Annotated in this window: 13 protein-coding genes; 7 read left to right on the forward strand and 6 right to left on the reverse strand. The window is 58.5% G+C overall.

What is annotated here, in order from left to right:
• The first annotated feature begins 25 nt into the window (after nucleotides 1-25).
• On the forward strand, nucleotides 26-484 hold the full coding sequence (locus tag M9Q49_RS31585; protein WP_254513307.1) for a hypothetical protein: 459 nt from the start codon (nucleotides 26-28) through the stop codon (nucleotides 482-484).
• A 76-nt stretch (nucleotides 485-560) separates the two neighbouring features.
• On the opposite strand, the gene M9Q49_RS31590 is transcribed toward M9Q49_RS31585, so the two are convergent.
• The gene (locus M9Q49_RS31590; protein WP_254513308.1) at nucleotides 561-839 is read right to left on the reverse strand and encodes a hypothetical protein; all 279 of its coding nucleotides are present in this window, start codon (nucleotides 837-839) and stop codon (nucleotides 561-563) included.
• A gap of 337 nt (nucleotides 840-1,176) precedes the next feature.
• Between M9Q49_RS31590 and M9Q49_RS31595 the strand changes: the two genes are divergently transcribed.
• The 3 genes from M9Q49_RS31595 (at nucleotide 1,177) to M9Q49_RS31605 (ending at nucleotide 3,103) form a co-directional block, all read left to right on the forward strand.
• Nucleotides 1,177-1,485, forward strand: a complete 309-nt coding sequence (locus M9Q49_RS31595) for a hypothetical protein (protein ID WP_254513309.1) — start codon at nucleotides 1,177-1,179, stop codon at nucleotides 1,483-1,485.
• 42 nt (nucleotides 1,486-1,527) lie between these two features.
• Nucleotides 1,528-2,106: a thermonuclease family protein gene (locus M9Q49_RS31600; protein WP_254513310.1), complete on the forward strand. Its 579-nt coding sequence runs from the start codon at nucleotides 1,528-1,530 to the stop codon at nucleotides 2,104-2,106.
• Between the two features lie 205 nt (nucleotides 2,107-2,311).
• The gene (locus M9Q49_RS31605; RefSeq protein ID WP_254513311.1) at nucleotides 2,312-3,103 is read left to right on the forward strand and encodes a hypothetical protein; all 792 of its coding nucleotides are present in this window, start codon (nucleotides 2,312-2,314) and stop codon (nucleotides 3,101-3,103) included.
• Between the two features lie 138 nt (nucleotides 3,104-3,241).
• On the opposite strand, the gene M9Q49_RS31610 is transcribed toward M9Q49_RS31605, so the two are convergent.
• Nucleotides 3,242-3,574 (reverse strand): hypothetical protein, encoded by a 333-nt coding sequence (locus M9Q49_RS31610; protein ID WP_254513312.1) that lies wholly within the window; start codon nucleotides 3,572-3,574, stop codon nucleotides 3,242-3,244.
• Between the two features lie 455 nt (nucleotides 3,575-4,029).
• On the opposite strand from M9Q49_RS31610, the gene ndk reads away from it, so the two are divergent.
• The 3 genes from ndk (at nucleotide 4,030) to M9Q49_RS31625 (ending at nucleotide 7,075) form a co-directional block, all read left to right on the forward strand.
• Entirely contained in the window at nucleotides 4,030-4,494 is a 465-nt protein-coding gene (gene ndk / locus M9Q49_RS31615; RefSeq protein WP_254513313.1) for a nucleoside-diphosphate kinase, read from the forward strand.
• A 28-nt stretch (nucleotides 4,495-4,522) separates the two neighbouring features.
• On the forward strand, nucleotides 4,523-5,698 hold the full coding sequence (locus tag M9Q49_RS31620) for a glycine C-acetyltransferase (RefSeq protein WP_254513314.1): 1,176 nt from the start codon (nucleotides 4,523-4,525) through the stop codon (nucleotides 5,696-5,698).
• A gap of 99 nt (nucleotides 5,699-5,797) precedes the next feature.
• Nucleotides 5,798-7,075, forward strand: coding sequence for a class I SAM-dependent rRNA methyltransferase (locus M9Q49_RS31625; protein ID WP_254513315.1), 1,278 nt, complete (start codon nucleotides 5,798-5,800; stop codon nucleotides 7,073-7,075).
• A gap of 67 nt (nucleotides 7,076-7,142) precedes the next feature.
• Here M9Q49_RS31625 and M9Q49_RS31630 read toward each other — a convergent pair whose 3' ends face one another.
• From M9Q49_RS31630 to M9Q49_RS31645, 4 genes are read right to left on the reverse strand one after another with little or no spacing between them, the layout of a single operon-like run.
• The gene (locus M9Q49_RS31630; RefSeq protein WP_254513316.1) at nucleotides 7,143-8,069 is read right to left on the reverse strand and encodes a dihydrodipicolinate synthase family protein; all 927 of its coding nucleotides are present in this window, start codon (nucleotides 8,067-8,069) and stop codon (nucleotides 7,143-7,145) included.
• Nucleotides 8,070-8,113: 44 nt separating this feature from the next.
• Nucleotides 8,114-9,271 (reverse strand): DUF3239 domain-containing protein, encoded by a 1,158-nt coding sequence (locus M9Q49_RS31635; protein ID WP_254513317.1) that lies wholly within the window; start codon nucleotides 9,269-9,271, stop codon nucleotides 8,114-8,116.
• 56 nt (nucleotides 9,272-9,327) lie between these two features.
• Nucleotides 9,328-10,353 (reverse strand): 4-hydroxythreonine-4-phosphate dehydrogenase PdxA, encoded by a 1,026-nt coding sequence (pdxA, locus tag M9Q49_RS31640; RefSeq protein ID WP_254513318.1) that lies wholly within the window; start codon nucleotides 10,351-10,353, stop codon nucleotides 9,328-9,330.
• 11 nt (nucleotides 10,354-10,364) lie between these two features.
• Entirely contained in the window at nucleotides 10,365-11,771 is a 1,407-nt protein-coding gene (locus M9Q49_RS31645) for an MFS transporter (protein ID WP_254513319.1), read from the reverse strand.
• Nucleotides 11,772-11,774 lie beyond the last annotated feature (3 nt).

Below are 11,774 nucleotides of genomic sequence, written 5' to 3' on the forward strand. Positions count from 1 at the left end.
TCTCTCAACCTGCGAAAATAGAGGCATGAACTTCCTTCGCCACCGCCGAACCCCTCGCTGGCTCGTCTTGAGCCTGGCCATTTTGTCGCTGGCGGTGTTGCCGCCGCTACAAGCGGCCTGCGTGTGCGCGGATTGCGGTCAGACGCAGCAAACCAGTTGTTGCACGCCGAGCGAAAATGTCGCGACCGGTTCGTGCTGCTGTGCGGCGAAGACGTGCTGCTCGGTTCCGACCGCAGCTTCAGCCGATCGTTGCTGTTCCAGTGATTCCGCGGGTTGCGAATGCACTGCCGTTCCCGACAGTCGTGAACCAGCGCCCGTTCCTGCCGACTCGGCTGCCAAGCAGGCTCCCATTTCGACGGTTGTCTACGCCGATTGGACGCTTCCTGCCGCCGTTCCCACGCGGGTGGATGGAGCTGCGAAAATCAGCGGGCCGCCCTTCAAGCCCGTATCTTTGCAAATCGCCCTCTGCGTCTGGCGAAATTGAATTCCTGATCGCGCACAGTGTGATGCTGCGCGCATGTGTTTGAGTTCGTCTGTTTGCCTAACACATTTTTCAGGAATCAAGTCATGTTGAAATCCATTTCTGCGCTCGTTGGTCTCGTTACCGTTTCTCTCGCCGCGGTCTTCGCCGGCCCGGCGATCTCCTCGACCGCGAAGCAAGCGGCTTGCTGCTGCGGCGCTGCCTGTAGCTGCACCGACTGCGCGTGCGTCGAACAGAGTTGCGCCTGCACAACCGGCGGCCCCTGCGTTTGCGACGCCGGCTGCTGCGCGACAGGAGCTTGCTGCGAACCGAGCAACTGCTGCGCGAAGTAGCAGTCATTGAGAAGCGTCAAAAGCACGAAGGCGTCGCATTTCTGCGGAAGTGCGACGCCGTTTTTTTTAGCTGTGAAGTTGTGCGGTCAATAGCCGTCGCATTCGCGTTTCGCAAACTTGTCAATCGATTTGCAACTTCGTAGCGCTTTAAAAATCAAGAGCAGCAGCCAGAATATTTTCCGCAAGCATTACGATGTGCTGGCGTCGGCTTCAAGAAATCTTCGTTGGCCGTTACTTTCTGGTAGAATCATCTTGTCGGCATTCAACGCATCGCGTTAGGATGAAGAACGTCGTGGAGCTGATCACGTCCGGGTGTTTCAGCAACTCGCACGACGAGGTTGATGTCTTTCAGGGGTGGTTCGTATGCGTCACTACTCGTGTGATCGGTGCAAACGCGTGCTCGACCCGCAGGAGGATCTGCGGTATGTCGTCCGACTGGAAGTGCAAGCGGTGATGGAGCCGATTAACGACTGCGAACTGACCGACGACCGCGATCATCTGCTCGAGATCGAAGAGATTCTCGAGCGGGCCGATGACGAAGAGTGCGATGCAATCGCACCCGAAGTCTATCAAAAGAAATCTTTCGATCTCTGCTGCGACTGCCATCGCAAATTCATGCAGAATCCGCTCGGCCGCGAAAGCAAAGTCTCGCTCGACTTCAGCCAGAACTGATTTACCTCCTAACGCGCACCTGCTGCGCATCAGGAGTAACTCATGTGGGGCCGTTATCGGCGGTGGCCAAGGCTGAGGCTGTTTATCATCACGGCGTCAATTCTGGCGTTGGCGATTTATTTGCGCGCTGCCAAACATGATGCGCCGCAGCCCGGTCTGGTTGGGTTTACCGATCCTACCGTTTTGCGCAGCGGCCCCTGCGAAGTCATTGCCGTGATCGACGGCGATACACTGTTTGTCTCGCAGGGCGGGAAAGATTCGTCCGGACAATTCCGCGGCAAGGTTCGGTTGCTGGGAATCAACACCCCGGAGACGGTTCAGCGCGATATCGAACCGCAGCCGTTTGGGCAGGAAGCGACCGAATTCTTAAAAGCCAAGGTCGCGGGCGGGAATGTCCGCCTCGAACTGGATAAGCGGCGGCTCGATCGGTACGGCCGAAGCTTGGCCTATTTGTACGTGGGAAATGCCTGCCTGAATGAGGAATTGGTCGCCGCCGGCCTAGCCCGGGTGCATACCTATCCGGGCGATTCCACGACCATGAACCGGCAATTGTTGCGGGCTCAAGACGAGGCCCGGCGGCGGGAGCTGGGAATTTGGGGAAAAGAGCCCCGCACAAAGTAAGCGGATTGGCTTGGCTCTTGCGACTTGAAAAATATTCCCATTTTTCTGAATAGCCGGCCCAATATTGCCGCGGGGCCAGCGATTTACCTCTTACTAGTCAGGCCTGCCTGGGCGTTTCCAGTGAGTCTGACGCGTCATTTTCCAGATTTTTCGAATTGCTAAGGTGGCAATTGAGATGCTGAGTCGCATTGGGGAGGGCCATTCCATGGTCAAGAAGGGTTTGTTTGCGGGTGGTGCGTTGGTGTTGCTGTTGAGTCTGATGTTTGGTCGCGATGGATTCAGCTATGCCACCACGTCCCTCGGTTGGGTTCGTCAGTCGGTGAGTGATAGTGTGCCGGTGGCGTTCGAGCTGCAACGTGCTCGCGACATGATCAAGGGATTGGCTCCCGAGATTCGCAGCAACATCAGCCTGGTCGCCAAGGAGGAAGTCGAAGTTCATAAGCTGCGCGAACAGCTGGTCACCAGCGAAAAGAATCTCGCCAAGAGCAAGGGCGAGATCGATCGCCTGTCCAGCGATCTCAAGCGTGGCGAATCATTCGTCTACTGCGGCAAGAGCTACACGGCTCGCCAGGTGGAATCGGATCTGACGCAGCGGTTTGAGACCTACAAGGTCAAGGCTGCCACGATCGAGAAGTTGAATCAAATCATTTCGGCTCGTGAGCGGGGCCTGTCGGCCGGCCGCGAAAAGCTGAAGGCCATGCAAGCCGCCAAGACGCAACTCGAAGTCGATGTTGCCAACCTCGAAGCCCGCATGGAAATGGTTCGCGTCGCTCAAACGACCAGCGAATTCAACTTCGACGACAGCAAGTTGTCGCGCACCAAGGAATTGGTCAAGAACATCGGCACGAAGATCGACGTCGCCGAAAAGCTGGTGAATGCTGATACGACCTATCCCGGTCAGATCAATCTCGATGAGCCAGCCTCGTCGAACATCACCGAGCAGATCAGCAAGTATTTTGAGAGCACCGACGATAGCGTCGCGGTGAAGCTCGAATAACATTAGCTCAGAGGAGCTGATGCAAAGATTCGCGGACGAGGCAGCACACAGCTTCGTCCCTTTCAAAAACTCCCGGCAGGCGAATCCTCCCGCCTGCTTGGGAGTTTTTCATTTGGTAGAACTCGTAGCCGAGATTCTTTAACCGAGGCCCAGCTGGGCGAGAACATTCAAAGCCGAGCGGGCGTTTTCGATGCCGCCGAGTTGCTCGACCATCTTCTTGGCGGTCAGCAGTTGTTCCAATCCACCGCCAGCAGCAGCAGCTTTGCGACCGGGCTTGGGCCCACGCTTGCCGATCTTGCCGCCCTTTTTCTTGGCGTTCGAGAGGACCGTGCTCACGAATTGAGCGGAGACGACCAGGCCGTCTTTAGCCAGTGCTTCGGCGATTTCTTTGGGAGCAGCGGTTGGGTTTGCTGTCTTGTAATCACGAATTGCTGAAGACTTATTCGGTCCGCCCTTGGCTTTTTTTGCCATCTTTTTAACTCCTTGTTGATTTTAGGGTGACAGAAGATGTCACACTCAAAAACAAGGTGTAAAACTAATACATAGGTTAACACAACGCAATTGGCTGATGCCTTACGCTGGTGCTATTTGCGGAAAAGGCAACCATCGAACTAGTAAGTCCCGGAAATCGAGGGGTCCACATTACGTCTCCGACATCGAAATACTAAGTAGACGAAGTTGAGAATTGCACAGGCTGGGCCGCTGAAACTCATAATTAGGACGATTTGACATACTGAATCGGTGTCGCTCAAACGTAGACACGCCCTTCGCACCGGTCGCCGAGCCGGCGACCTGATCTGCCCGCCGGGAGCCGCAGCCCCCATTTTCCCGCAGCACGCTCGTTCGTAAAATCGAGCCCTCTGCTACGAAAACACCGTGTAATTTGATTGTCAGTCTGCCTCTTCATTCCGAACCAAGGATGCCCCATGGCCGTCGAAAAAACTTTGATCCTGCTCAAGCCTGACTGTGTGCAACGCCGCCTGATGGGCGAAGTGATCAGCCGTTTTGAGCAAAAGGGACTCAACCTGATCGCCCTCAAGATGCTCAAGGTCACGCCCGCCCTGGCCAAGGAACACTATGCCGAGCACGTGCAAAAGCCGTTTTATCCGGCCCTCGAGAAGTTCATCACGGCTTCGCCGATTGTCGCCATCGTGGTCGAAGGGCTCGAAGCCATTCGCGTAATCCGCGAAATGCTCGGCGCAACGAGCGGCCTGAAGGCTGCCCCGGGCACCATCCGTGGCGACTACAGCAGCAGCCGCCAGATGAACCTGGTTCACGCTTCGGATGGCCCAGAAGCGGCCGCCCGCGAAGTGGCCCTCTACTTCAAGCCCGATGAACTCCACTCGTACTCGCCGACTTTGACTCCTTGGTTCAAAGCCGACGACGAGTAATCTGCGTACTCGCAACTGAGAACCTCACATGCCGAACGCCAACTTCGAATCTCGCGGACGGGAACTGCTGAGCGGCCTCGCCGATGCGCGGCAACTCAAGCAGTTTCAATACCTGACCGGCTCGCTCGGTCCGACCGCGAACCTCGAAGGGCACGGCGAGGTCATTGTTCTTTGCTCCAACAATTACCTCGGGTTGGCTAACCATCCCGAGGTCATCGAAGCCGGACACGAAGGCCTGCGGCGCTACGGCGCCGGCACGGCTTCGGTCCGCTTCATCTGTGGCACGCTCACCTGCCATCGCGAACTCGAAGAAACGATCGCACGATTCGTCGGCACGCAGTCGGCTCTCAGTTATGTCGCCTGCTGGAATGCCAATGCGGCCGTGTTTCCGACGCTGGCGGGACCGGACGATGCGATCATCTCGGATGAGCTCAATCATGCGAGCATCATCGACAGCATTCGCCTCGTCAACAAAGCGACCGAGCGCGCGGTCTACAAACACAACGACCTCGCCGATCTCGAACAAAAGCTGCAAGCCACCCGCCACAAAGCCTGCCGCTGGGTGGTGACCGACGGCGTGTTCAGCATGGAAGGGGATCTCTGTCCGCTGCCGGAGATTATCTCGCTTTGCAAACAATACGAAGCGTTGCTCGTCGTCGATGACTCGCATGGCATCGGCGCGCTTGGCGCTACGGGCCGTGGTACGCCGGAACACTTCAATTGTTTTAAGCAGATCGATCTCCTCACCGGCACGCTGGGCAAAGCACTCGGCGGCGCTGCGGGCGGATATGTGGCCGCGTCGCAACTTGTGATCGACTTGCTACTGCAACGTTCGCGGCCGAGTTTGTTCTCGAATGCGGTTCCCGCCACGGTCGCTTGTAGCGCGCGAAAGGCGATTGAGATCATCGATCGCGAACCCGAACGCTCAGCTAAGTTGCGGCGAAACATCCAAGCCATTCGCAGCGGCTTTGCGAAGCTCGGCTTTGATTGTCACGACTCGCCGACCGCTATCGTGCCGATCATGATCGGCGACGAAGCCGAAGCCATTGCCAAGAGCAAACGGTTGCTCGAGCTAGGCGTGATGGTGATCGGCTTCGGTTTTCCGGTCGTGCCGAAGGGACAGGCCCGACTGCGGGTGCAAGTTTCCGCGGCCCTCGAGCCGCATCATATCGAGCAGGCGCTCGACGCGTTTGCCAAACTGTAATCTCTCATTCTTGCCGGGTCCGATTGGCGGACCGTAACCCACACGGATGTTGGTCCGCGCCGCGGCCCCAACGTTACGTGCTTTATTTGAGTTCGCACCATGTCCAGCGATTTAGCAATCACCACCGGCCAACCCACCGCCCGCGTCATTCTCAAGCCGCGCAAGGCCCTCCCGTTTTACGGCCGGCACCCTTGGGTGCTCGTCGGCGCGGTCGATCGCGTGGAACCTCTCACGCTGGCCGGCGAACACTTGGCCGAAGTCGATGGGCAGGTCGTCGATCTCTACAACGAGCGCAATAAGTTCATCGCCCGCGGCTTTTACAACGCCAATAGTCGAATCCGTGTGCGCCTCTTTACTTGGAAAGAAGGCGAGTTCCTCACCGCCGATTTCTTTCGCCAGCGATTACAAGCTGCGATCGCCATGCGCCGGCAACTTGGTTACGAACCGCATCGGGTGGCTGAGGCCCCCGCCGAGCCGAATGCTCGCAGCCAATCGGCCACTCGTCTTGTCTTCAGCGAAGCCGACGGCTTGAGTGGCCTCGTGATCGATCGCTACGGCGACTATCTCGTGGTGCAGCCCACTTCGCTTGCCATGACGCAGCGGGCCGATATGCTCGCCGAGATCCTGCAGCAAGAACTGCAGCCGAAGGGCATCGTCCTCCGCAGCGATCCGCAAACGGCGAAGCTGGAAGGAATCGAGAGTGGCGAAGAACGACACTGGGGCGAACTGCCGAACGCACCGATCGTGATTCGCGAGAATGATCTCGCGTTCGAAGTTGATCTCAGCGCCGGCCAAAAGACGGGCTTCTATCTCGATCAGCGTGAGAATCGCGTTGCTGCGGCCCGCTATCTGAAGGGAAGACGGCTGCTCGATTTGTTCTGCTACACCGGCGGCTTTGCCCTCAATGCAGTGAAGCTCGGCGCTGCCGAAGCGACCGGCATTGATGGCAGCAAGAAAGCAATCGCGCAGGCTCAGCGCAATGCGGAGATCAATGGTCTCAACGTGAAGTTCGAAGTGGGCGACGGCTTTCAAACGCTCGACCGCCTCGCCGGCGAAGGTCAGCAGTTCGATGCAATCGTGCTCGACCCACCGAAGTTCGCCAAGAGCCGCAGCGGCGTGAACTCCGCGCTGCAAGCCTATCATCGCCTGAACAAATCGGCCGTCGCGCTGTTGCCGCCCGGCGGCATCCTTATAACCAACTCCTGCAGTGGCACCGTGTCGCCGGAAGATTTTCGGCTGATGCTCAGCGGCGTCGCACAGAAGTCGGGCCGAGACATTCAGATCCTCGAACAACGTGGCGCTGCTGCCGATCATCCGGTCGCGGCCACTTGCCTCGAAACCGAGTATCTCAAGTGCTTCATCTGCCGAGTGTCGTGATCCTGTAGCTGAATTCGCCAGAATTCAGAGGGTTACGCTCAACTACCGTTTCTGAATTCTGGCGAATTCAGCTACTTTTCGGGATGCGCTGCACTTCTGCTTCCAGCAGCGCGAGTAGTCGATCGACTTCTGCTTGCGTCTCGCGATCGAGGCTCCAAGAGTTCGGCCGCCGCCGTCGATCGGTCGCGAATAGTCCGCGGCGATGAAGGATGTATTTCTCGATCGCCAAGAAGCCATCGAGCCCGGCTTGCAGCTGCAAGGCGACCAGCGCGCAAACGGGAAAATACAACCGATAAGCGGTCGCATCATCGCCGCGCTGCAATGCCTTCCACAGCGGCACGATGGCATCGAGATACTCCATTCCCGGCATAGTGCCGGCGATGCCGCGGCGGAAGCTATCGATCAGCAGGATGCCGCCGGAACCTTCGAAGACGCGCGCCTGGCCGTGTGTGTGCTTATGAAAATTCGATAGCAACGGCCCAATCGGCGAGGCCTCGGGCTTGAAGAGGATCTTCTCGTTGCCATAACGGCGGAGGAGTTCGATATTCACGTCGAGCGAGATGCTCTTACCGACGTAACCCGATGCGTCTTGCACAATCACCGGCAACGGCGAGGCATCGGCCAGGCCGCTGTAGTAGTGAATCAACTCGATGTCGGGCACGCTCCCCGAGATCGGCGGCACGGCCATCACCGCATCGCAACCAGCCGACGCGGCGCGACGTGTGTAGATCACCGCTTGCTTCACGCTCTCGGCGCCGACGCTCATCACCACGCAGCCGCGCCCCGCCGTGATGACCGGCAACTGGTCGGTCAGTTCCAAACGTTCGTCATGCGTCAGCCGCAGCAACTCGCTGACCATGCCCGTACACACGCCATCGGCGCCAGTCGCAAAGGCCCAATCGATTTGCTTGCGGAGGCTTGCGAAATCGATCGTGTCATCGGCCAAGAACGGCGTGTGAGCGATCGGCAGCACACCTTGAATCGGTCGCGGCATGTGTGGGGACCTTTCGGTGAGAAGTGATTCAATCAGGCAACCGCTCAGCCACTTTTGGAAATGCCGTCGAGCAGCGTTTCCAGCATCTGACTGTTTTCGCCGAACGCTTCATCAAATCGCCAACGTTGGCCGTTGATGAGCAGTAGTTCGAATTGATAGCGCGAGTAACCAGCGCCCCACAAGTCTTGCCAGCGAAACGCACCGCGGAGCGTATCCGAAACGTGAAAGAAAATTCCCTCACCGGTCATGATCATTCCGCGCTTGCCGCTGGCGTCGCTATTTGCCAGGACCAGGGCCAGCACACTGTGCGGATTCACACTCGGCGCGATCGAAGGGAGAGCAGTTTGCAAGATCTGCGGAGGGATGCCGTGGGCCGCCAGATAGCAATACTTATCCGGCAGGTGCTTTACCACGTGCGGCAAGGCTTGAGCAATTTGGTGCGGGGACAATGATCGCTGCCGCGGCGGTTTCAATTCCACTTTGAACAAACCTTCCGCGGGTGGTTGCGGCAGTTGCTTCAGACCGCGCGATAGTTCGTCCCAATCGCTGGCCTCGATCGAATTCTGAACCCGCTGAATCTCTCGTGCATTCCAAGTGACGCAATTGACCACTGTGGGCGAGAAGTATTCCCAGTGAGGGCACGCGTCGTCGGACGGCGTGTACAGAGCAACGGCTGCCAACCGCTGGCCGATCTGCGGTGGACCACCGGTCATGCTATTTAATGGCTGGTTCAAGATGCGGATGTAATTCCAATCGGTGTCGCTGCCGCCTTTGTTCAAGTTCGTGAGGACTGCGACCAAGGGTGGGTCGAGCGAAACGACCACGCCGGGATTGATGCAGCCAGCCACGAATTTGTTTCGCGTCACGCGCCAGTAGCCAATGTTCATCACCAGAAACAGCACGGCCATGATCCAGCCGAAGCAGGTGAAATAGCCGAGCAGGAGCGAGATGAGCAGCAGCGACATCCAGATAATGGGCCACTTGGGAAAGCTCATTAGATACTTCAGCATGCTCATGCGAAGCATGCCGGGATTCGATGCTGCCGAGTTCGTCTCGCGATTGAACTGCTCCACTTCTCGGCGAATGCCCTGGTCGGGCGGCTGTGGCGGAGCCCAGCCGCTGGGCTGAATGGCAGGTGCGTTCGGATAGGGTACGACCACCACTTGCTGACACGCAGTGCACTGCGCGGATTGTCCGGCCATTTGATCCGCGACTCGAAACCGAGCGCCACAGCGGCAGGAAAATTCGATCGGCATGGTTATTCCACTGGCGTTTGGGATAACTGGGCCGCCAGGCGAACGGCGGCGAACAAGCTGCTGGGATTCGCGATACCGCGCCACGCAATATCGAACGCCGTGCCGTGGTCGACGCTGGTCCGCACTACTGGCAAGCCGAGCGTAGTGTTGATCGCGGTGTCGAACGCGAGGGCTTTCAGCGGGATGTGTCCCTGATCGTGATACATGCAGATGAACGCGTCGGTATCGGCCCGACGCCAGGTGAGAAAGCAAGTATCGGGCGGCAACGGCCCTTCAATGTTTACACCTCGCGCGCGAGCTGCCGCGACTGCGGGAGCGATGATGCGTTCCTCTTCGCGATTGCCAAACAGGCCATCCTCGCCGGCGTGCGGGTTGAGTCCGCAGCAGATCAGTTTGGGTTCACGGCCACGAATGCGGCGCATTGCGGCGACCGTCAGATCGATTACTTCACCGATTCGCTCGGCACTGAGCAACTGCGGCACTTCGTGATAACCGACGTGCGCGGTGACGAAGCTGCAGGTGATCTCGGGCGCCGTGAGCATCATGCACCAGCGATCGACCTGCATCCGCTCGGCGAGAATCTCGGTGTGACCGGGATAATGATGGCCGGCGGCATGCAGGGCGGCTTTGTTGATTGGTCCCGTGCAAATGCCGTCGATCTCACCAGCCAGGCCGGCGGCGATTGCTCGCTCCAAATACTGAAACGCCGCGTGACCGGTGTTCGCCGCGACGCGACAAGGAATCACTTCGTCCGCAGCGACGTACTGCAAATCGAAGACAGTGCCCTGCGTCAGATGCTCCAGACCTTTCGGCCAATCGGCAGCGCGAATGATCGGCGCTGCGAAACTCCAGCCTAGATGCTTCGCGACGCGAGCGAGCACGCCTGCATCGCCGAAGACGATCGGTGTGAGCTCTTGCAGCAGCGACTCGTCTTGCAGCAAACGGACGCAAAGTTCAGGGCCGACTCCGGCGGGATCGCCCATGGTCACGGCGATCCGCGGTTTGCGGGCTGGAGAGGTAGCTGGCATCGATCTCAATTCTAGGAACGGGTCGTCAATTGCGGAGCAGTCAGCACGTGACCAATTTTAACCGAAGTACCCGCACCGCGCGGCAGCAGGCAGAGCCAGACCACTGAGGTCAATCGCAGCAATCCGCCGGCGTAGAAAAAGATCTCGAAGCGATCGAGCGACCAGCCCGCCAGGTTGAGTGCGTAATCCTTCGCGAGACTGTCGAACCACAGGCCGCAAAGGATCGAGCTCAAAGCGACGGCGAGACCACTAAGCGAGAAGTAGAGGCTGATATACGGCGGCGAGTTTTCGCCCGGCGAGAGTTTGAGCATCAAGTGAGGCAGGCAGACATTCAAGCCGGCGTAGGCAATCCAAAAACCATACGCCAGCCACATGCCGAGCGGAAACTGTTTACCGGCGAGGTTGGTGAGCACCAGCGGAAAAAAGAAGAGGGCCACCGAGACGAAAATCTGCGACACAATCATGATGCTGCGCGAGTAACCTCGATCGGCAAAGTACCCGATGAGCGGTGAGATCAAAATCTGACCGAGGTGCATGAGCGCCACCATCGCCAGCGTGGTCGACGGCGGCAGCTTGAGCACAATCAGCGGATACAACCCTTGCACCGCCTGCGACACGCCGTTCACCAGGCCCGCATAACACCAGAAGGTCAGCAGCGGCAGAAACCGCCGATCGACGACCGCGTTCAATAACTCGCGGGCATGATTCTGTTTGAGCGCACGAAAGGGAATGTCGGGCATCACTAGCAGCGGCAGCACGGCCAGCAGCATTGCAATTGCGCCCGCGAGCGCCGGCCAACTGAGAGCATCCCAGCGGACTTCGGCAGGACTCAATTGCGGATTCCACTCCGGATACTTGTACGCAAAAACTCCCGCCGCCACCAAGCCGAGGATCTGCCCGATCATCAGCCAGGCTTGCCGCACACCGATGAACTTGCCGCGCCTGCGCGAGGGAACCAAATCGCCGATCCACGACCAGAGCGCGATCGCGCCGGCGAACATGGCTAAGTGCCAACCGCCCCATAGCCCGACAAAGGCCCACAGCTTCCAAGCATTCTGCTCTTTCGCTCCCGGCTCGCAAATCTCCGGCAGAATCAGCAGCAGCAGGCAGCTCACCACAAATGTGCCGATGGAAAACCATTTGCGGCTGCCCGACCATTGCAAGATCCAGGGGGTGAAGAGTCGCAAGCCGCCGGCAATATTCTGACTGGCAAAGATGATTGCAAAGATCAAGCCAGCCGCACCGAGTTGCCGAGCCAGGTAACTGGCCAGCGTGGTGCTGACGAGGCCGTTGCCCAGTCCCCACAAGAATGCGTTGCAATGCGCTTGCCAGGCCAGCGCGAGGGGTTGTGCGGCCGTCGAGTGAATCACCGCGACGATAGGCTCTTCATTGGCCGCGAGGGCAGGCTCGGCAGGCATGGA

Source organism: Anatilimnocola floriformis (genome assembly GCF_024256385.1).
Lineage (GTDB): Bacteria > Planctomycetota > Planctomycetia > Pirellulales > Pirellulaceae > Anatilimnocola > Anatilimnocola floriformis.